The organism is Variovorax atrisoli 110B (genome assembly GCF_000382045.1).
Classification (GTDB): Bacteria; Pseudomonadota; Gammaproteobacteria; order Burkholderiales; family Burkholderiaceae_C; genus Variovorax; species Variovorax atrisoli.
Map to the genome: position 1 here is coordinate 229,081 of NZ_KB907458.1, position 19,754 is coordinate 248,834.

A 19,754-nucleotide genomic window follows, 5' to 3' on the forward strand; every position below is an offset into this window, starting at 1 on the left:
CTTCCATGTCATCGACAGCACTTCCAGTCCTTTCCCTGGTCGAAACCCGCGTGCTCGGCGTGCTCGCCGAAAAGCAGCGCACCGTGCCCGACAGCTATCCGCTCACGCTCAACTCGCTGGTGTCGGGCTGCAACCAGAAGACCAGCCGCAACCCGGTGCTCGAACTCACCGAGTCGCAGGTGCAGGCCGCCATCGACAGCCTGCGCGGCTACAGCCTCGTGGCCGAGACCAGCGGCGGGCGCGCCTTCCGCTACGAGCACAACATCGACCGCGTGCTGCGCATTCCGTCGCAGTCGGTGATCCTGCTCACCGTGCTGATGCTGCGCGGCCCGCAGACCGCAGGCGAACTGCGCATCGCCTGCGACCGCATGCACAACTTCGCCGACATCTCCTCGGTCGAGGGCTTCCTCGACGAACTCGCCGAGCGCCCGGCCGGCGCGCTGGTGGTGAAGCTGCCGCGCCTGCCCGGCGCGCGCGAGAGCCGCTGGGCGCATCTGCTGAGCGGTCCGCCGCCCGAGGAAAGCATGCGAGGCGCCGGCGCGGCGCCGGATGCTGCCCAGGCGGCGCACGACGTGTCGCTGGGCGAGGTCGCGGCGCTCAAGGCCAACGTGGCGCGTCTCGAGGCCGAGGTGGCGTCGCTGAAGGCGCTGCTGGGGCGGGTGTGCGCGGAGCTGGGGATTTCGGAGGCGGGGTGACCGTCCAGTGCATTCACCATTCGGCTGACGTCTTGCGTCGATGAAGATCCCGCTGCCCTTTCTGCTCAAGGCCGCGGCGCTATTGGTCGCGCTGGGTCTCGTGTTCACCGTGGTGCCTCTGTTGATCGCCGCAGTGCTTCCGCGAGGCAATCGCGTGGCGGATCGCCTTCGGTTGTTTTCCAGCTACGTGCCCGAAGCGGTGATGTTCTTCATCGCCCACTTCCAAATACTTCTGGCCATGGTCGTCATCGTCATCGTCGTCGGCCTCGCCATCGCGCTGCTCCACGCGTGAAACACGTCTGCCCGCACTGCAAGGCTCCCGGCATCAAAAGTCTCGCCAAGCGCTGGTCCGGCCGTGCGACCCCGGCCGAATGCTCGGTCTGCGGCGGTCTTTCGCATGTGCTGGCAAGCACCAACAGCGGCATCTGGATAGCCGGTATCGTGATCTTCATGGGCTCGTTGATCGGCGCGCTGGTGCTGCATTCGGGGCTTCTGTTCGCGAGCGGGGTGGTGCTCGTGGTGGCCTTCAACGTGCTGGCCTGGAGGCGCGCGAAGCTGTATCCGATCTCCCGGGAAAGCGCGGGCAATGCGGCAAGGGCTGGCTGGTTCGTTGCCGGCGCCTGCGCGTTCATCGCGCTTTTCCGTTAGCACTGACGTCGGGAGAGATGGCAAGGCAGCGTTCGCGCAACAGCATCCTCTGCTCACCTCATTTCACACGGGCTTCACGCAGCCCGCCCATCCGGTGCCTAACTTCGGCCTCCATTGCGAAAACCACTGGAGCCCCGAATGGACAACGGACACACCATCGCCTGGCGCGACCACACGCCCTTCGACGACATCACGCGCCGTGCGCTCGCATGGCTCGCCGCGCTGGCCGGCATTGCGAGCCTGTATGCCTTCTTCTGGTGGGCTGCTTCGGCCACCGGCTTCTTCCTCTTCGACGGCTGGCGCCACACCTGGCAGAGCCTGGGCACGGCGATCATCTTCCGTGACCTCGATACCGTCTACTACCTGCTGAGCTGGGTCTTCTCCGTTCTGGGCGGCCTCTACGGCTGGATAGCGCTCGTCGGCTTTGCCTTCACGCATCGGCGCGGCTGGGAGGCTGTCGCACCCTGGATCAGGATCGGCTGCGCCGTCGGCGTGGCGGCAGGGCTGGCCTTCGAGCCCGGGCGCCCGCTCGCGCTGGCGCCGATCGTCTGCGCGGTGGCTCTGCTGTTGCGCTCGATGATGCCGGTGCCGTCCGCGGGGGCAGAGCCCGGCTCCCGGACATCGGCATGTCCAGACTGATCTTCGGCGGGTCCATCGCGACCGGCGTGCGCAAGCGCCGGGCGTCGCACCTGCCGCTACGCCGCGTTCCAGCCGAAGAAGCGCAGCACCTCGTCGCGCTGCTTCATCGTGTCGGCGCGCCCCAGCGCCATCAGCTCGCGCGTATAGCCCGATTCGAACAGCAGGTAGCTCGCGAGCGCGCCGCCCTTCACGTCGGCGGCGACCTTCGAACCGCCCAGCAGATGCCGCACCGCGCCGGGCAGGGCGTCCACGTGGCGCGCCGCGATCACGTCGAGGCGCTCCGAGGGGGAGATCACCAGCAGGTCGAGCGGGCGCAGCGTGCTCGCCGCGCGCGCCTCCTCTGGAATGAGCCCGAGCGTGTGGTTGATGCGGCGCAGGCGTTCGATGTCCACCGCCAGCGCGTCGAGGAAGATGCTTGACAGCGCATGGCCTGCGATCTGCGCCATGGTCGGATAGCCGCTGTGGGTGTTGGGCGCGGTGGCGTCGCGAGGCTCGTGCATGCGGCCCGCGCCGATCACCACGATGCGCTGCGCGCCGAGGTGGATGGCCGCCGCGATCGGCGCCGACTGCCGCATCGAGCCGTCGCCGAAGTACTCGGTATGGCCCTGCATCGGCAGGGCCGTGGCCGGGAATACGAAGGGAATGGCCGACGAAGCCAGCAGGTGCGCATGCGTGATGCGGTCGCGCACCGACAGGCGCTGCGAACGCACCCATGGCTCCATGGGAACCGCCGCCTCGAAGAAGGTGACGTGCTCGCCCGAGCTGTAGCTCGACGCGGTCACGGCCAGGGCCTGCAGGTGGCCTTCCTGCATGAGCTGCGGCAGGCGCTCGAGCAGCACCATGCGCTGCAGCAGTTCGGAAAGCGGCGTGTTGTCGAGCAGCGACTTCGGCTTGATGCGCATCCAGTTGGCCGCGAAGCGCCCGAAGCCCAGCAGCATGCGCCAGCGCGTGCCGCTGCCGATCACCGAGAGCGAATCGGCGCGGTACACCTGCTCGGCGCGAAACCGGCTCCAGACGTCGGCGATGTGGCCGACCACGTAGTCGAAGTCGTCGCAGCCGCAAGCCAGCGCCGCCGCGTTGATGGCACCGGCCGAGGTGCCGGTGATGACCTGGAAGGGGTTGGCGGTGCCGGTGATTGCCGTGCCGGCCGCTCGGCGGATCGCGGCGATGGCTTCCAGCACGCCGACCTGGTAGGCGGCCCGGGCGCCGCCCCCGGTGAGCAGAAGGCCGGTGACGGGGCTGGTGTCGGGCATTTTGTTCGTTGTCGGGCTATTGGAAGGGCTCGGGGTGCCGGCTTGGCGAGCGCCTTAGACTACCGGCCATTCAGGAGTTTGATCAATGGCACTCACCCCAGAAGGGCTCATGGAGGCGCTCAAGGCCGTCCAGGACCCTAACACCGGCAAGCCTTTCGTGGCGACCCGCTCGCTCAAGAACCTCCAGGTCTCGGAGGGCGACGTCTCGTTCGACCTCGAACTCGGCTACCCGGCCAAGAGCCAGCACGCGGCCATCCGCAGGGAGCTGGTGGCAGCCGCCAAGGCGCTGCCGGGCGTGGAGAACGTGTCGGTGAACATCGTCACCAAGGTCATCAGCCATGCCGTGCAGCGCGGCGTGCAGCTGATGCCCAACGTCAGGAACATCATCGCGGTGGCCTCGGGCAAGGGCGGCGTGGGCAAGAGCACCACCGCCGCCAACCTGGCGCTGGCGCTGGCATCAGAAGGCGCCACCGTCGGCCTGCTCGACGCCGACATCTACGGCCCCAGCCAGCCCATGATGATGGGCATCGAAGGCCGCCCCGACAGCGCCGACGGCAAGACCATGGAGCCCATGGAGCGCCACGGCGTGCAGGTCATGTCGATCGGCTTCCTGGTCGACCAGGACCAGGCCATGATCTGGCGCGGCCCCATGGCCACGCAGGCGCTGGAGCAGCTGCTGCGCCAGACCAACTGGAAGGACCTCGACTACCTCGTCGTCGACATGCCCCCGGGCACCGGCGACATCCAGCTCACGCTGAGCCAGCGCGTGCCGATGACGGGCGCGGTGATCGTCACCACGCCGCAGGACATCGCGCTGCTCGACGCGAAGAAGGGCATCAAGATGTTCGAGAAGGTCGGCGTGCCGATCCTTGGCATCGTCGAGAACATGGCTGTGCACGTGTGCTCGAACTGCGGCCATGCCGAGCACATCTTCGGCGCCGATGGCGGCAAGAAGATGGCGGCCGAATACCAGATGGACTACCTGGGCGCGCTGCCGCTGGACATCAACATCCGCCTGCAGGCCGACAGCGGCGCGCCCACCGTGGTGTCCTCCCCTGACAGCGAGGCCGCCGGCATCTACAAGGCGGTCGCACGCCGCGTGGCGGTGGGCATCGCCGAGAAGGCAAAGGACTTCTCCGCGAAGTTCCCGACGATCTCGATCAGCAAGAACACCTGAAGAACGGCCTTTCCCGATGAACCTGCTCGCCTCGATGCGCTACCTGGTGGCGCTGAACGAGCACAAGCACTTCGGCCGCGCGGCCCAGGCCTGCCACATCACGCAGCCGGCGCTGTCGAATGCGCTGCGCGCGCTGGAGACCGAGTTCGGCGTCGTCATCGTCAAGCGGGCCCGCGTGTACGTGGGCCTCACGCACGAGGGAGAGCGTGTGCTGGCCACGGCGCAGCGCATGCTGCGCGACAACGAGGTGCTGCTGCAGGAGCTGCGCAGCGACGCGGACAACCCGCACGGCAGCCTGCGCATGGCGGCCGTGCCCACCGCGATCCCGATGCTCTCGCGCTTTGCGGCGATGCTGCAGGAGCGGCACCCGGGCATCGTGCCGGCCGTGCTCTCGATGAGCTCGCAGGACCTGGAGACGGGCCTGGAGAACCTCTCCATCGACCTCGCGCTGGGCTACACCGAGCGCATGCATCTTCCGGGCATCAAGCTCGCCGCGTGGCCGCAGAGCGTGGAGCACTACTTCCTGCTGCGCCGCGCGAAGAAGCCTTCGTCCGACCAGCTGCGCATCGGCCAGCCGATGTCGTGGGCCGAAGCGGGCAAGCTGCCGCTGTGCCTGCTGACCTCCGACATGCACAACCGCGCCATCGTCGACCAGGCGCTGCGCGAGGCGGGCGCTCCGGTAAATCCGGCCATCGAGACCAACTCGGTGCTCGCACTCGCACTCGCAGTGAGCGCGGGCAAGGTCTGCAGCGTGCTGCCCGGCGGCATGGTGGATGCCGTGCGCACCCACCGCGAATTGGAGGCGCTGCCGCTGGTGGGGCCGGACGTGCGCACGCCCATCGGCTTCATGACGCAGGACGGCGTTCGTGCCTCGCGGGCCCTCGAAGCTGCGCTGGCGTTCATGCAGGCGACCGAGTGGCAAGCGCATCTGCAGGCGCACGAGGGCTCGCTGGGCGATTGATCGCGGCAGGGCCCCGAGGGCCAGCCAGGGCCCTTCTCATTTAGTTATTGAATCAGGCCATGCCCTGATCGAATTTGACGGCGCTCAAACCGTTCGCAGACACTCCGCGCCCCGGATTAGCAAAAACTTACACATCCGGCGAACAAGGAGAAATATGGCAGGTTCATCTGCAGGCGTTCTCGATGGAGAACGCGTGGTCGGAGGAGGGGCGCAGACGCAACCCGGCTTCCTCGAAAAAGAACGCATCATCGCGGGCCCCGGCTTCAACCGCTGGCTCGTTCCACCGGCCGCACTGGCCATCCACCTGTGCATCGGCATGGCCTACGGCTTCTCGGTGTTCTGGCTGCCGTTGTCGAAGGCGCTGGGCACCGCCGGCACCGGCGCCCAGGCCTGCGCCAAGGACATGAGCTTCTTCGCCGAGCTCTTCGCCACCACCTGCGACTGGCGCGTGGCCACCCTCGGCTGGATGTACACCCTGTTCTTCGTCTTCCTCGGCTGCTCGGCGGCCCTGTGGGGCGGCTGGCTCGAACGCGCGGGCCCGCGCAAGGCCGGCGTGGTGTCGGCGCTGTGCTGGTGCGGCGGCATGCTGCTGTCGGCACTGGGCATCCACCTGCACCAGTTCTGGCTGATGATCCTCGGCTCGGGCGTGATCGGCGGCATCGGACTGGGACTGGGCTACATCTCGCCGGTGAGCACGCTGATCAAGTGGTTCCCGGACCGCCGCGGCATGGCCACCGGCATGGCCATCATGGGCTTCGGCGGCGGCGCGATGATCGGCTCCCCGCTGGCGGTCGATCTGATGAAGCGTTTCTCCACCGCCACCGACGTGGGCGTGATGCAGACCTTCGTGGTCATGGCCATCGGCTACTTCGTCTTCATGATGGCCGGCGCGCTGGGCTACCGCGTGCCGCCATCGGGCTGGAAGCCCGAAGGCTGGACGCCACCGCCGGCGCAGACGAGCAACGCCATGATCACGCAGCGCCACGTGCACGTGAAGAAGGTCTGGGGCATTCCGCAGTTCTGGCTCGTGTGGCTGGTGCTGTGCATGAACGTGAGCGCGGGCATCGGCGTGATCGGCATGGCCTCGCCCATGCTGCAGGAAGTGTTCGGTGGCGCGCTGATCGACCTGCCGGCCAGGTACGGCGAGCTCGACAAGACCCAGCTCGCAGCCATCGCGGCGGTGGCAGGCGGCTTCACCGCGCTGCTGTCGCTCTTCAACATCGGCGGGCGCTTCGTGTGGGCGAGCATGTCGGACAAGCTGGGCCGCAAGCTCACCTACACGGTGTTCTTCGTGCTCGGCGGCATCCTGTACGCGAGCATTCCTTCTTCGGCCGGCGCGGGCAGCAAGCTGCTCTTCGTGGGCGCGTGCTGCGTGATCGTGTCGATGTACGGCGGCGGCTTCGCCACCGTGCCGGCCTATCTGGCCGACCTGTTCGGCACGCAGTTCGTGGGCGCCATCCATGGCCGCCTGCTGACGGCATGGGCCACGGCCGGCATCCTCGGTCCGGTGGTGGTGAACTACATGCGCGAGTACCAGCTGGGCCTGGGCCTGCCGCGCGAGCAGGTCTACAACCAGACCATGTACATCCTCGTGGGCATGCTGGTGATCGGCTTCATCGCGAACCTGCTGGTGCGCCCGGTGGCCGACAAGCACTTCATGAGCGACGAGGAGCTGGCCGTTGAGAAGAAGCTGGCGCACGAGAAGGCCTCGGCCGCCGAAGTGGGCAGCGGATCGGGCCGCGCCGACACGGTGAGCCCGGCGGTCGTTGCGCTGGCCTGGCTGGCGGTGGGCATTCCGCTGGCCTGGGGCGTCTACAAGACGCTGGTGAGCGCCGCCAAGTTCTTCAACTGACGGCCGGCGGCGGCAGGCGGCGGCGCCAGCGGTGCGCCCCGGCTGCAAGCCGCTGCAGGCGGACAATGGCGCCCAGCATTGGTTTACGCTTGGCGCCCACATGAAATCCAAAGTCCAGTTCCGCCTGCGCGTCTACCGGGACGACGCCATCGCCATCGGCCCCGGCAAGATCGCGGTGCTCGAAGCCGTGGCCGAGACCGGCTCGATCTCGGCGGCCGCCCGGCTGCTGGGCATGTCCTACCGCCGGGCCTGGATGCTGATCGACGAGATGAACCAGTCGCTGGCATCGCCGGCCGTGAATACGGCGGCAGGCGGCTCGCGCGGTGGCGGCACGGCGCTCACGCCGGTCGGCGAAGAGATCGTCAAGCACTACCGGGCCATCGAGAACGCCGCGCGCCTTGCCGCTGCGGCCGACATCCGGGCGCTGACGCGGCTGTTGGCGCCATGAGCTCCGAAGCCCATGCCGACGTGGTCTGCCGCCCGGTCGGCGTCGTGCGAAGCCGCTTCACCGAATCCACCGGCATGCCGATCCAGACCGCCGGTGCGCCCGATGAAACGGGGCGCGTCGAGGTCTTTGCCGAATTCGCGCCGGGCCTGCGCGACATCGAGGGCTTCGACTACCTGATCCTGGTCACGCACCTGCACCAGTGCGCGCACGAGCGGCTCGAGGTGGTGCCCTTCCTGGAGCAGGGCAATGCGTCGCACGGCGTCTTCGCCACCCGCGCGCCGGCCCGGCCGAACCGGCTGGGCCTGTCGATCGTTCGGCTCACGTCGGTGCAAGGCACGACGCTGCACTTCAGCGGCAACGACATGATGGACGGTACGCCCGTGCTCGACATCAAGCCCTACGTGCCGAAGTTCGACGCGAGGGAGACCACGCGCGTCGGCTGGTTCGGCGACAGGCTCGATCAGCTGCCGCGCACCCGCTCCGACGGCAGGATGGGCTGAGCGCCCGGATCTTCGTCGTTGTCCGGGCCCGGTGGCCGCTCGTGCCAGCCTTGCCAGCATGACCACACGCTCTGCGACAGCACCTCGCGCGCCTCTGGCGGCGCCTCTCGGATGCTGCCCACGCTGATGAAGCCTGCCAGGTACTCGCCCGGCAGCACGCCCACCTGACGCGCCAGCGTCTCGTCGAAGCAGCGCTCACCGCTCAGGACGATGGCGCCGTAACCCAGCTGGTGCGCGGCGCTCAGCAGGTTTCCCAGTGCGGCGCCTGCACCCAGCCATTGCTCGCGCGCCGGGATCTTGCTGCGCTCTTGCGGCGACACGACGAAGCCCAGCAACAACGGTGGTCGCGTGGCGTGCTCGCGCGCGCGCCGGAGGTCGGCTGGGCTGGCCAGCGGATCGCGCCGGAGCTTTTCCTGCTCGAAGCACCATGCCAGAGCCTCCCGGTTCTGGTGGCGGAACTCGATGACGCGCCACGGATGCAGGCCGCCGTGGTCGGGCGCACGCAGGCCGGCCTGGATGATCGCGTCGAGTTCGTCCGGATTCGGGCCGGGCTGCTCCAGCCGGCGCGGCGATACAGACCTGCGCGTCAGCAGGACCTCGAGAATGCGCTCCGCGCCTGTCATGTGCCGCCACATGGTGTCATTGCTCCTTGATGGCCGGTGCGCCGGCGTCGGCCCATGCCGCTTCGCGGCGCAGCACCTCGCCGATGTCGCCCGCATCGGTGGCGCCCACGAAGAACGACTGGCTCGCGCCGTCCGCGCCCGTGATGGACAGCACGAAGCCGGCGGCGTCCATGGTGCGTTCGATGCGCCATTCCCGTACCTGTGTCACGCGATGGCGAAGCTCCAGCCGGCCCGAGATCGAACGGACGACGGCGTCGTGGGCGGAAGTGCGCATGGGCTGTGGTCTCCTACGCTGTATCCCGCAGTATATGAAGACTCATCGGATTACGCATCCTCGTGGGAACCTGAGGCGTCTCCGTGTAACAATCGCGCCGTATTTCCATGAACACGACGAATTCGCTCATCGCCTCGACCGACTGGTTCCCGCTGGTGCTGTCGCTCAAGGTCGCCGCCGTGGCGACCGTGCTGGCGCTGATCGTGGGCGTGGCGCTGGGCTGGGTGTTCGCGCGCAAGAAATTCTTCGGCAGCAACGTCCTCGAAGCCGTATTCATGCTGCCGCTGGTGCTGCCGCCCACGGTGATCGGCTACGCCATCCTCGTTGCGGCCGGCCGCCGCAGCCCGCTGGGCGCCTGGCTGCGCGAGCACTTCGACTACACCATCATCTTCAGCTGGCATGGCGCCGTGGTCGCCTCGGCCGTGGTGGCGCTGCCGCTGGTGCTCAAGTCGGCCAGCGCGGCCTTCGCGGGCGTGGACCGCTCGCTCGAAGCCGCGGCCAGCACGCTGCGGCAGTCGCCGTTCTCGGTGTTCCTGCGCGTCACGCTGCCGCTAGCATGGCCCGGCATCCTGGCCGGCACGCTGCTCGCCTTCGCACGCGCCATGGGCGAGTTCGGCGCCTCGCTGATGGTGGCCGGCTCCATTCCGAAGCAGACCCAGACGCTGTCGATGGCCATCTACGACGCGGTGCAGGCCGGGCACGACGACCTCGCGCTGCTGCTGGTCGTCGTGACCTCGTTGCTGTCGATCACCGTGCTGGTGCTGTCGAACCGCTTCTTTTCGCTGAAATGAGCACACCCCCAGGCTTCGCGCACTTCGTGTCGCTACGCCAACCCCCTTGCAGGGGGCAACACCTGCGGCCTGGCAGAGCCGGTTCCGCGGTGTTGCCCGAAGGGGAAGGGGTCTCTTTTCAATCCTCGGCTCTCTATCAATTCCTGGAGATCATCATGCGTCCGTTGCGTCTTTTGTCCTTCGTCGTTGCCTTGGGCTTGCCGCTGGCTGTCGCCGCGCAGCAGATCACCGTGTCCGCCGCCGCGAGCCTGACCGACGCGTTCAAGGAGATCGGACCGAAGTTCGAGGCCGCCAAGGCGGGCGCGTCGGTGCGCTTCAACTTCGCGGCCTCGGGCGTGCTGCTGCAGCAGATCGGGCAGGGCGCGCCGGTGGACGTGTTCGCCAGCGCCGACCAGGAAACGATGAACCGCGGCGTCGAGCAGAAGGCCATCGATGCCGCCACGCGCAAGGACTTCGTGACCAACAGCCTGGTGCTCATCGAGCCCGCCAGGGAAGGCGTGGGCCTGAAATCGCTGCAGGACCTGAGCGGTGCCAATGTCAAGAAGATCGCCGTCGGCAAGGTCGCGACCGTGCCGGTCGGCCGCTACACCAGGCAGGTGCTCGACGGCGCCAACCTCTGGACCACGCTCGAGCCCAAGTTCGTGCAGGCCGACAGCGTGCGTCAGGTGCTCGACTACGTGAGCCGCGGCGAGGCCGAGGCCGGCTTCGTCTATCGCACTGACGCGGCCATCGCCGGCGACAAGGTCAGGATCGCTTTCACGCCCACCGGCCACACGCCCGTGACCTATCCGATCGCCGTGGTCGCCGAGAGCAGGCAGAAGGCGCTGGCCGGCGACTTCATCGCCTTCCTGGCGACGCCCGCCGCGCAGGAAGTGCTCGCGCGCTACGGATTCGGCAAGCCATGATCGACGTCGATCTGAAGCTCACGGTGGCCGACGGCCGCCGGCGCTTCGATCTCGCGGTGCGTTTCGCGACGGACGTGCCCTTCGCCGCGCTCTACGGCCCGTCGGGCGCGGGCAAGTCGCTCACCCTGCAGGCCATCGCCGGCCTGCTGCATCCCAGTTCGGGCCACGTGAGGCTCGACGGCCGCACGCTGTACGACTCGGCGCAGGGCATCGACGTGCCCGCGCCGGCGCGGCGCATCGGCTACCTCTTCCAGGACTACGCGCTGTTCCCGCACCTGAGCGTGCGCGAGAACGTGGCTTTCGGCCTGACCGCATGGCACCGCCCCAAGCCCGCCGCGAAGGATGCCGAGCGCGTCCACGCACTGCTCGAGAACTTCGGCCTCGCCGCCCTGGCCGAGAGCCGTCCGCAGACCCTCTCGGGCGGCCAGCGGCAGCGCGTGGCGCTCGCCCGCGCCCTGGCCTGCGAACCCCAGGTGCTGCTGCTCGACGAGCCCTTCGCCGCCCTCAACCCCATGCTGCGCGCCGAACTGCGCGAGGAACTCGCCCAGGTGCGCAGGCAGTGGGGCATTCCGGTGCTGATGATCACGCACGACATCGAGGACGTCCTCGCGCTGGCCGACGTGGCCTTCGTCTACAGCGAAGGCCGGGTGGTGCGCGAGATCGACCTGCACAACGCCGAGAGCCGCGATTTCGCGCTGCACGAGGCGGCCGGTGCCCGCCTCGTGGAAGACACGCCGCTGCGGCGCAAGTTGAGGGGGCTGCTGATGCGGGACACGCGGGGAGCCTGAGGCGGCCCGTTCATTTCCTTTTTGAATCGCCGCATGTCCCGATTCAATTTGACGCTCCGCCGGCCCGCGGCGAACACTCGCTCGCATGAGCAGCGAGCAGAAGATCGAGTTTTACAAGGGCCCGGCGGGCGGCTGGGGCGCATTGCGCAGCGTGACGAACGCGCTGCTGCGGCAGGACATTCCGATCAAGGGCGCGAAGACGCTGCTGTCGGCCAACCAGCCTGACGGTTTCGACTGCCCGGGCTGCGCCTGGCCCGACCGCAACCACGCCTCCACCTTCGAGTTCTGCGAGAACGGCGTGAAGGCCGTGGCCGCCGAGGCCACTGCGCGCCGCGCCGGCCCGGAGCTGTTCGCGAAGCACACGGTGGCCGAGCTGGCCGAGCAGAGCGACTTCTGGCTCGAGGACCAGGGCCGGCTCACCCACCCCATGGCCTACGACGCGGCGAGCGACAAGTACGTGCCGGTCGAGTGGGACGACGCCTTCGCGCGCATCGCCCGCCACCTGAACGCGCTGCCCGACCCCGACCAGGCCATCTTCTACACCTCGGGCCGGGCCAGCAACGAAGCAGCCTTCCTGTACCAGCTCTTCGTGCGCGAGTACGGCACCAACAATTTTCCCGACTGCTCCAACATGTGCCACGAGCCCAGCGGCAGCGGCATGCGCCCGCAGCTCGGCGTGGGCAAGGGCACGGTCACCCTCGACGACTTCGAGAAGGCCGATGCGATCTTCATCTTCGGCCAGAACCCCGGCACCAACCACCCGCGCATGCTCGGCGAGCTGCGCGCGGCATCGAAGCGCGGTGCGCGCATCGTGAGCTTCAACCCGCTGCGCGAGCGCGGCCTGGAGCGCTTCGCCGACCCCCAGGACAAGCTGGAGATGGCGACCCTGGGCTCCACGCCCATCAGCACGCACTACTTCCAGCTGCGCGTGGGCGGCGACTTCGCCGCCATCAAGGGGATGATGAAGCACGTCCTCGAGCGCGAGGACGAGGCCGCGGCACGCGGCGAGCCCTCGGTGCTCGACCATGCATTCATCGCCGAGCACACCACCGGCTTCGAGGCGCTGGCGGCCGACCTGCGCGCCGAGCAGTGGGACGTGCTGGTGCGCGAATCGGGCCTGAGCGAGGAACAGATCCGCGCCGCGGCCGACGTGTACCTGGGCGCGAAGAGCGTCATCGCCTGCTGGGGCATGGGCATCACCCAGCACCAGCATTCGGTGGCCACGATCCAGATGATCGGCAACCTGCTGATGATGCGCGGCAACATGGGCCGCGAAGGCGCGGGCGCCTGCCCGGTGCGCGGCCACAGCAACGTGCAGGGCGACCGCACCATGGGCATCTGGGAGAAGCCGCCCGCCGCGCTGCTCGACCGCCTGCAGCAGGTGTTCGGATTCGAGCCGCCGCGACGCAACGGCGTCGACACGGTCGAGGCCATCCAGTCGATGCTCGACGGCAAGGGCAAGGTGTTCTTCGCGCTCGGCGGCAACTTCGCTGCCGCCACGCCCGACACCTACCAGACCTGGAAGGCGCTGAAGCAGTGCGAGCTCACGGTGCACGTGACCACCAAGCTCAACCGCAGCCATGTGATCCACGGGCGCGAGGCGCTGATCCTGCCGTGCCTGGGCCGCACCGAGATCGACATGCAGGCCGGCGGCCAGCAGGGCGTGACGGTGGAAGACTCGATGAGCATGGTGCACATCTCGATGGGCATCAACCCGCCCGCGTCGGAGCACCTGCTGTCCGAGCCGGCCATCGTGGCGCGGCTCGCGGCGGCCACGCTGGGCGCGCGCAGCAAGACGCCGTGGCTCTGGCTCATCGAGGACTATTCGCGCATCCGCGACAAGATCGAAGCCGTGTTCGACGACTTCAAGGACTTCAACGTCCGCGTGGCGCACCCCGGCGGCTTCCGCCTGCGCAACACCGCGAGCGAGCGGGTGTGGAACACCGCCTCGAGGAAGGCCGTGTTCTTCACGCACGCTGTGCCGCTGGACACGCCTTCGCACCGCGCCCGCGCGCGCTTCGCCAAGAACGGCGCCAAGAAGGGCGACACCATCGTCTTCACGCTGCTGACCACGCGTTCGCACGACCAGTACAACACCACCATCTACGGCATGGACGACCGCTATCGCGGCGTCTTCGGCCAGCGCCGCGTGGTCTTCATCCACAAGGAGGACATCCGCGCCCTGGGCATGAAGGACGGCGACTGGGTCGACATCCAGACCGTGTGGAACGACGGCCAGGAGCGCCGCGCCGACCGCTTCAAGCTGGTGGCCTACGACATCCCGCGCGGCAACCTCGCGGCCTACTACCCCGAGACCAATCCGCTGGTGCCGTTGTCGGCCGTGGCGGAAAACGCTGGCACGCCGACTTCCAAGTCCATTCCCGTGGTGCTGGTGCCGCACGAGCTGCCGATCGAGAAGCTGGCGGAGGACGAGGCCGGCGGCGTGGTGGCCGCGTGAGCGCCTGCCCGGCCGCTCCGAAGAGGGCTCGCATCGCAGCACGCCGGGGCGGAGGCACGCCGTGAGCGCCCTGCTGCAGGACAGCCTGTCGGTCGCCATCCTGCGCATGCTCGCGCAGGAGCCCGAAGGCACCGGCGTCTCGCTGCCGCGGCTGGGCAAGCGGCTCGGCCAGGGTGCCAGCGTGCTGATGCGCCGGCTCACGATGATGGGCGATGCCGCCATCGGCGGCGTGCGCGGCCCGGGCTGGGTGCGGGTGGTGCAGCACGACGACCGCTGGGTCGCGCACCTGCTCGAAGCCGGGCGGGCGCAGGTGAGAACACTGCCTCCCGAAGACGAAAGCCGCGACTGAGCCGACAATGGCTCGCCCAGCCGGAGCCCCCATGTCGAAGCCAGATCACGACGATTCCGAAGACACCCTGCCGCCGCTGTCGCGGCACGCCGTGCGCGTGTTCGGCGAGCGCGGCGTCGCGCCGGAAGGCGAACTGCGCGACGACACGCTCGCGGCCGAGGTGCCGGTGGCGCTCGTGTTCAACGGCGTCTCGCACGCGGTGATGATGGCCACCCCGCAGGACATGGAAGCCTTCGCGCTCGGCTTCGCGCTGAGCGAGGGCATCCTCGACACCGCCGCCGACTGCCGCGGCATCGACGTGCGCACCGTCGATGCGACCGAAGCCGGCCTGCCCGAAGGCATGCCCGGCATCGAGGTGCAGCTCGAGATATCCACGCGCAGCTTCGAGCGCCTGAAGGACCGCCGCCGCAGCCTCGCGGGCCGCACCGGCTGCGGCGTGTGCGGCGTCGAGAGCTTCGCGGGGCTCGACCTCTCTCCGCAGCCCGTGCCCCGGCGCGACTGGATCGAACGCATCGACCTCGCGACCGTGCTGCGCGCCTTCGCCGCCATGCCGCCGCGCCAGGTCTTCAACGCCGAAGCCGGTGCGATCCATGCTGCCGCATGGGCCACCGTCGACGGCGAACTCACCGATCTCATGGAAGACGTCGGCCGCCACAACGCGCTCGACAAGCTCATCGGCAGCCTCGCGCAGGCGGACCGCCTGCAGGAGCCGGGCTTCGTGCTGATGTCCAGCCGCGGCAGCCACGAACTCGTGCGCAAGTGCGCGCGCGTGGGCATCGCGGCGATGGCGACCATCTCCGCGCCCACTGCCATGGGCGTGCGCATGGCCGAGTTGTGCGGCCTGCGGTTCTGGGGGCTGTGCCGCGCGCCGCGGGGCGTGCTCTATGCCGACGGGCTCGGCGGCGCGGCTCTTTCGAGCGCCAGCACCGCGTCGGCCACGGCCTCGATGCCCTGATCCGAGAGATCGCCCGCCGTTACGCGCTGGCGTTGCGCCCAGGCGCGGAAATGCAGCTCCTGCGACTTCTGGTAATGCGGGTCGTAGTGCAGCGACATCAGCTCCGAGAACAGATGCGGCAGGTCAGCCTCGTGCGCCCACTGCTGCCAGCGAGAGACCGTCTCCTTGCCCTGCAATTCCTTGAGCGCGCCGAGCCTGTCGGCCAGCGCGTCGCGGTCGTCGCCAAGGTAGGCGTAGTCGCGCAGCAGATAGGCCAGCCGTGCCTCGGGCGTAGCCGACACCTCGATGCACGGCGCGGCGCGCATCCGTGCCACCAGCGGCAATGGCAGCGACAGGCGGCCGATGCGGATGCTCTCGCCCTCCACGTACAGCGGACGCGAGAGGTCGAGGGTTTCGAGCACCGCCGCGATGCGCGTCTCGAAGTGCTTCTGCGAGGGCTGCGCCACGCCCGGCAGCGAACCGAGCAGCGATCCCTTGTGGCAGGCGAAATCTTCCAGGTCGAGCACCTGCGCACCGCGCGCGGCCAGCGCGTGCAGCACGCGCGTCTTGGCGCTGCCGGTGGCGCCGCAGATCACGCGCAGGTCGAGCCTGGGCGTCAGCATGTCGATCTGCGAGATCACGTGCCGGCGGAAGCTCTTGTAGCCGCCCGCGAGCTGCTGCGCGTCCCAGCCGACCAGGCGCAGCCAGGTGACCATCGAGCCGCTGCGCATGCCGCCGCGCCAGCAGTAGACCAGCGGCTTCCAGTTCTCGGGCCGGTCGGCCAGCGTCTCGCGCAGGTGCCGCGCGATGTTGGCCGCCACCATCGCGCCGCCGATGCGCCGCGCCTCGAATGCTCCCGTCTGCACGTAGACGGTGCCGACGATGTGGCGCTCCTCGTCGTTCAGCACCGGGCAGTTGATGGCGCCGGGAATGTGGTCGAGCGCGAACTCGGCCGGCGAGCGGGCGTCGATCAGCGTGTCGAAGGCGTGGCGGTCGGCCACCCGCACGGGCTGGCGATGACTCATGGCAGAAGGAACCTCATGCCCCCGATTGTCGGCGACCGGGGCGCTCAGGCGTAGGCCGGCCCGAGTCCCTTTCGCAAGCGAGCGCTCGCAAAGTCGACGAGCGTGACCAGCACGAACATCGCGATCAGCACCGTCATCGCCTGCTGCTGCTGGAAGATCGACAGGTGGAAGTACAGCAGCTGCCCCAGTCCGCCGCCGCCCACGAAGCCCAGCACGGCCGCCATGCGGATGTTCATTTCCCAGCGGTAGAGCGTGTAGGCCACCCACTGCGGCAGCACGATGGGCAGGCTGGCGTAGCTGAAGGCGGCGACGGGGCCGGCGCCCGAGAGCGTCAGCGCGTGCTCGGGCTCCCGCGGGGCGTTCTCGAGCGCCTCGGCGAACAGGCGCCCCAGCACGCCCGTGGTGTGCAGCGACAGCGCCAGCGCGCCCGCGAACGGCCCGATGCCGGCGGCCAGCACCATCAGCGCGGCCCAGACCAGTTCGGGCACGCTGCGCAGGAAGTTGAGGGCAAATCGCGCCACATGGCGAGGCATCCAGCCGGCGCGACCGGAGGCAGGCAAGGCCAGCACCGCGCCCGCAAGCGCCGCCAGCACGGTACCGAGGGCCGACACCGCCAGCGTCTGCAATGCCCCATGCCCGACCTTGGCGAGAAAGTCCGGCGACATGTCGGGCGGGAAGAACTCGGCGACGAACCTGCCCATGAGCTTGAGCGATTCCGCCGAGCCCAGTGCCCGGTAGTCGATGCCGAGGTAGACGAAGCTCGCCACCACGGCCGCGCCGATCAGCAGCAGCGCGATGCGGCATCGCCAGCACGGCGGCGGGCGCGGAGGCAGCCTCTTCGCCGTCATGCCAGCAGCCTCCGCAGCGCGCTGCTCAGCAGATCGGCCAGCAGCACCAGCGCCAGGAACACCAGCAGGATGCTGCTGGCCTCGCCGCCATTGAGCATCTTCATCGACTGGTCCATCAACTGCCCCAGTCCGCCCGCGCCGACGAAGCCCATCACCACCGACGCGCGCACCGCGCATTCCCAGCGGTAGACGGTGTAGGAGGCCAGCTCCTGCGCCGTGTTCGGCAGCAGGCCGTAGCACAGCGCAGCCAGCCGCCCGCTGCCGCCTTCGAGCAGCGCGCGGGCCGGGCGCGTGTCGGCCGATTCGAGAATCTCCGCGTAGACCTTGCCCAGCATGCCGCCGTAGGTGATGGCCAGCGCCAGCACGCCCGAGGCCGGGCCGAGCCCCAGTGCGCGCACGAACAGCAGCGCCCAGACGATCTCCGGAATCGCCCGCAGCACCATCAGCAGCCAGCGCGCCGCCTGCCGCACGATGCCGGCCTGCACCCGGCCCGGCCCCGGCCCGATGCGCGAGACGGACAGCGCGCGGGTCGTCACGAAGCCGAGCGGCGCACCGATCAGCAACGCGAGCGCGGTGCCGGCCGTGGCCATGGCCAGCGTCTCCAGCGTGGCCTTGAGCAGCAGGGCGAGAAAGGCCGGCGAGCCGTCGGGCGGGAAGAAACCCGCCAGGAAGCCGCCGATGACCGCCAGATTGCCGTCGGTGAAGAGCGCCCACGGCTTGAATTCGGACAGCGCCAGCATCGGCCACGCGATGACGAGCGCGGCGGCGCAGGCGGCCAGCCGCCGCGCGGCGTGCGGGTCGCGCATGGACGGGGAAGCGATGTTCATGCTCAAGGGCAGTCGGGCCGATGGAAGGCCGTCTCCACCGCCGCCGCTGTCGTCGCACCCGCCGGCAGCGGCCGTTGCGTCGCGATGCCGCCTTCGCTCGCGTAGAGCGCATCGAGCATCTCTGGCGTGACCTGCGATGCCGGCAGGTCGAACATCACCGTCCCGGCGCGCATGCCGACGATGCGCGGAAACCAGCGCAGTGCGAGGTCCACCGCGTGCAGCGATGCCATCAGCGTCGCGCCGGTCGATTCGCTCTGCGCGACGAGCTGGCCGATGGCCGCGTCGGCCAGCGTGGGGTCGAGTGCGGACACCGGCTCGTCGGCCAGCAGCAGGGCGGGGCGCTGGTAGAGCACGCGTGCGATGCCCACGCGCTGCAGCTGGCCGCCGGAGAGCCTGTCGCAGCGCTCGAACAGGCGGTCTTCCAGCGCAAGGCGCGAGAGCACCTCGTGCGCACCGGCGATGTCCGAGGGATGCAGCAGCGAGCCCAGCGCGCGCAGCATCGACCATTCGCCGAGCCGCCCTGCGAGCACGGCAGTGACCACGCGCAGCCTCGGCGCGATGGGCGGCGACTGGTGCACGGTGCCGATGCGGGCGCGCAGCTTCTTCAGCGCCGCCGCGGGCAGCTGCCACGGCCTGGCGCCGAGCGCCTGCACCTCGCCTTCGCCTGGCCGCAGCGCCGCGCCGAGCACGCGCAGCAGCGTGGTCTTGCCTGCCCCCGAAGGGCCGATGACGGCGATGCGTTCGCCATCGCGCGCGGACAGCGTCACGCCGGCCAGCGCACGCTGGCCGTTGGGATGGACGACGCCCGCGCCTTCCAGCGAAAAACTCATCCGCGCAGGCTCACTTGATCAGGCCAGCCGACTTGCCCGCCGTCTCGATCCCGTCGTAGTTCGACGACTTGGTCGGGATGAACTTGCTCGCGCGCTGCAGCGCCATGATTTCCTTGTGCGCCGGATTGGCCGGGTCGAGCTTGAGGAAGGCGTCGGTCAGCTTCTTCGTGACCGCGGGATCGAGGCCGGGGCGCACGGTCCAGTTGTAGTCGTAGTAGGTCGGCGTGGTGGCCAGCACGCGCACCTTGGCGGCGTTGGGGTTCTTGGCCTCGACCAGCTTGTCCCACACCGAGGCGTTGAGCACGCCGGCCTCGGCGCGCGAGGCAGCCACGAAGGCCACGGTGGCGTCGTGCGCGCCCGAGAACGCGACGGTCTTGAAGTCCTTCTCGGGGTTGATGCCCGCCTGCAGAAGGAAGTAGCGCGGCATCAGGCTGCCCGAGGTGGAGGAGGGCGCGCCGAAGGCGAAGGTCTTGCCCTTCAGGTCGGCCAGCGTCTTGGCGGTGCTGTCCACCGGCACGATGAACTTGCTGGTGAACACCTCGTCCTCCGCGCGCTGCACGATGGGCACCGCGCCGCCGTTGGTGCGGATGCGCGCCTGCACGTAGGTGAAGCCGCCGAGCCAGGCCAGGTCGATCTTGTTGGTGGCCAGGCCCTCGACCACGGCGGCGTAGTCGGTCACGGGCGTGAACTGCACGTCCATGCCCGTTTCCTTCTTGAGGTAGTCGCCCAGCGGCGTGAACTTGCGCTGCAGCTCGGTGGGCGCCTCGTCGGGAATGGCCGACACGCGCAGCACGCCCTGCGCGAAGGCGCCGAGGCTCGCGGCGGAGAAGGTCAGGCCAAGGGCCAGTCGGGTGAGAGTCTTTTTCATGGATGCGCCTCTGGGACGTGCGGGATAGGAAGGGACGGGATTGTAGAAAGCGGGCCCGATT

Annotated in this window: 23 protein-coding genes; 15 read left to right on the top strand and 8 right to left on the bottom strand. The window is 69.1% G+C overall.

The window, feature by feature from the left end; all coding sequences use genetic code 11:
* Positions 1-5 precede the first annotated feature (5 nt).
* The 4 genes from G369_RS0124155 to G369_RS0124170 all read left to right on the top strand — a co-directional run bounded on the left by G369_RS0124155 (position 6) and on the right by G369_RS0124170 (position 1,982).
* Positions 6-695: a YceH family protein gene (locus G369_RS0124155; RefSeq protein ID WP_019656623.1), complete on the top strand. Its 690-nt coding sequence runs from the start codon at positions 6-8 to the stop codon at positions 693-695.
* A 40-nt stretch (positions 696-735) separates the two neighbouring features.
* Positions 736-987: a hypothetical protein gene (locus tag G369_RS0124160; protein WP_019656624.1), complete on the top strand. Its 252-nt coding sequence runs from the start codon at positions 736-738 to the stop codon at positions 985-987.
* The gene (locus G369_RS36240; protein WP_038115644.1) at positions 984-1,343 is read left to right on the top strand and encodes a hypothetical protein; all 360 of its coding nucleotides are present in this window, start codon (positions 984-986) and stop codon (positions 1,341-1,343) included. The genes G369_RS0124160 and G369_RS36240 overlap by 4 nt, the downstream gene beginning before the upstream one ends.
* Before the next feature lie 138 nt (positions 1,344-1,481).
* Positions 1,482-1,982, top strand: coding sequence for a hypothetical protein (locus G369_RS0124170; protein WP_019656626.1), 501 nt, complete (start codon positions 1,482-1,484; stop codon positions 1,980-1,982).
* A 56-nt stretch (positions 1,983-2,038) separates the two neighbouring features.
* Here the strand turns inward: G369_RS0124170 and G369_RS0124175 are convergent, their stop codons facing one another.
* Entirely contained in the window at positions 2,039-3,235 is a 1,197-nt protein-coding gene (locus G369_RS0124175) for a patatin-like phospholipase family protein (protein WP_019656627.1), read from the bottom strand.
* Positions 3,236-3,320: 85 nt separating this feature from the next.
* Here G369_RS0124175 and apbC point away from each other — a divergent pair, with 85 nt between their 5' ends.
* The 5 genes from apbC to tsaA all read left to right on the top strand — a co-directional run bounded on the left by apbC (position 3,321) and on the right by tsaA (position 8,173).
* Complete coding sequence (apbC, locus tag G369_RS0124180) at positions 3,321-4,412, top strand: iron-sulfur cluster carrier protein ApbC (RefSeq protein ID WP_019656628.1); 1,092 nt, start codon at positions 3,321-3,323, stop codon at positions 4,410-4,412.
* A gap of 16 nt (positions 4,413-4,428) precedes the next feature.
* On the top strand, positions 4,429-5,373 hold the full coding sequence (locus tag G369_RS0124185) for a LysR family transcriptional regulator (RefSeq protein WP_019656629.1): 945 nt from the start codon (positions 4,429-4,431) through the stop codon (positions 5,371-5,373).
* Between the two features lie 154 nt (positions 5,374-5,527).
* Positions 5,528-7,225: an OFA family MFS transporter gene (locus tag G369_RS0124190; protein WP_019656630.1), complete on the top strand. Its 1,698-nt coding sequence runs from the start codon at positions 5,528-5,530 to the stop codon at positions 7,223-7,225.
* A gap of 100 nt (positions 7,226-7,325) precedes the next feature.
* On the top strand, positions 7,326-7,673 hold the full coding sequence (locus G369_RS0124195) for a winged helix-turn-helix domain-containing protein (RefSeq protein WP_019656631.1): 348 nt from the start codon (positions 7,326-7,328) through the stop codon (positions 7,671-7,673).
* Positions 7,670-8,173 carry a tRNA (N6-threonylcarbamoyladenosine(37)-N6)-methyltransferase TrmO gene (gene tsaA, locus G369_RS0124200; protein WP_019656632.1) on the top strand — a complete coding sequence of 168 codons (504 nt, stop codon included), beginning with the start codon at positions 7,670-7,672 and terminating at the stop codon, positions 8,171-8,173. The genes G369_RS0124195 and tsaA overlap by 4 nt, the downstream gene beginning before the upstream one ends.
* On the opposite strand, the gene G369_RS36245 is transcribed toward tsaA, so the two are convergent.
* Complete coding sequence (locus tag G369_RS36245) at positions 8,134-8,808, bottom strand: nitroreductase family protein (RefSeq protein WP_019656633.1); 675 nt, start codon at positions 8,806-8,808, stop codon at positions 8,134-8,136. The genes tsaA and G369_RS36245 overlap by 40 nt on opposite strands.
* Positions 8,809-8,812: 4 nt before the next feature.
* Positions 8,813-9,070, bottom strand: coding sequence for a hypothetical protein (locus G369_RS0124210; protein ID WP_019656634.1), 258 nt, complete (start codon positions 9,068-9,070; stop codon positions 8,813-8,815).
* Positions 9,071-9,177: 107 nt separating this feature from the next.
* Between G369_RS0124210 and modB the strand changes: the two genes are divergently transcribed.
* The 6 genes from modB (at position 9,178) to fdhD (ending at position 15,316) form a co-directional block, all read left to right on the top strand.
* On the top strand, positions 9,178-9,861 hold the full coding sequence (modB, locus tag G369_RS0124215) for a molybdate ABC transporter permease subunit (RefSeq protein WP_019656635.1): 684 nt from the start codon (positions 9,178-9,180) through the stop codon (positions 9,859-9,861).
* Positions 9,862-10,016: 155 nt separating this feature from the next.
* Positions 10,017-10,766, top strand: a complete 750-nt coding sequence (modA, locus tag G369_RS0124220) for a molybdate ABC transporter substrate-binding protein (RefSeq protein ID WP_019656636.1) — start codon at positions 10,017-10,019, stop codon at positions 10,764-10,766.
* Positions 10,763-11,554 carry an ABC transporter ATP-binding protein gene (locus G369_RS0124225; RefSeq protein ID WP_019656637.1) on the top strand — a complete coding sequence of 264 codons (792 nt, stop codon included), beginning with the start codon at positions 10,763-10,765 and terminating at the stop codon, positions 11,552-11,554. Before modA ends, G369_RS0124225 begins: the two co-directional genes overlap by 4 nt.
* A gap of 85 nt (positions 11,555-11,639) precedes the next feature.
* Positions 11,640-14,012, top strand: a complete 2,373-nt coding sequence (locus G369_RS0124230; protein ID WP_019656638.1) for an FdhF/YdeP family oxidoreductase — start codon at positions 11,640-11,642, stop codon at positions 14,010-14,012.
* 61 nt (positions 14,013-14,073) lie between these two features.
* The gene (locus G369_RS36250; RefSeq protein WP_019656639.1) at positions 14,074-14,361 is read left to right on the top strand and encodes a hypothetical protein; all 288 of its coding nucleotides are present in this window, start codon (positions 14,074-14,076) and stop codon (positions 14,359-14,361) included.
* A 31-nt stretch (positions 14,362-14,392) separates the two neighbouring features.
* The gene (gene fdhD, locus G369_RS36255) at positions 14,393-15,316 is read left to right on the top strand and encodes a formate dehydrogenase accessory sulfurtransferase FdhD (protein WP_019656640.1); all 924 of its coding nucleotides are present in this window, start codon (positions 14,393-14,395) and stop codon (positions 15,314-15,316) included.
* Here the strand turns inward: fdhD and mnmH are convergent.
* Genes mnmH through G369_RS0124265 form a run of 5 tightly spaced genes read right to left on the bottom strand, consistent with a single transcriptional unit; the run spans position 15,244 to position 19,693 of the window.
* The gene (gene mnmH / locus G369_RS0124245) at positions 15,244-16,320 is read right to left on the bottom strand and encodes a tRNA 2-selenouridine(34) synthase MnmH (protein ID WP_019656641.1); all 1,077 of its coding nucleotides are present in this window, start codon (positions 16,318-16,320) and stop codon (positions 15,244-15,246) included. The genes fdhD and mnmH overlap by 73 nt on opposite strands.
* Before the next feature lie 44 nt (positions 16,321-16,364).
* Positions 16,365-17,168 (bottom strand): phosphonate ABC transporter, permease protein PhnE, encoded by an 804-nt coding sequence (gene phnE, locus G369_RS0124250; protein ID WP_019656642.1) that lies wholly within the window; start codon positions 17,166-17,168, stop codon positions 16,365-16,367.
* Positions 17,165-17,995, bottom strand: coding sequence for a PhnE/PtxC family ABC transporter permease (locus tag G369_RS0124255; protein WP_019656643.1), 831 nt, complete (start codon positions 17,993-17,995; stop codon positions 17,165-17,167). The genes phnE and G369_RS0124255 overlap by 4 nt, the downstream gene beginning before the upstream one ends.
* A 2-nt stretch (positions 17,996-17,997) precedes the next feature.
* Entirely contained in the window at positions 17,998-18,825 is an 828-nt protein-coding gene (locus tag G369_RS0124260; RefSeq protein ID WP_019656644.1) for a phosphonate ABC transporter ATP-binding protein, read from the bottom strand.
* Between the two features lie 10 nt (positions 18,826-18,835).
* Complete coding sequence (locus G369_RS0124265) at positions 18,836-19,693, bottom strand: putative selenate ABC transporter substrate-binding protein (protein ID WP_019656645.1); 858 nt, start codon at positions 19,691-19,693, stop codon at positions 18,836-18,838.
* Positions 19,694-19,754: the final 61 nt, after the last annotated feature.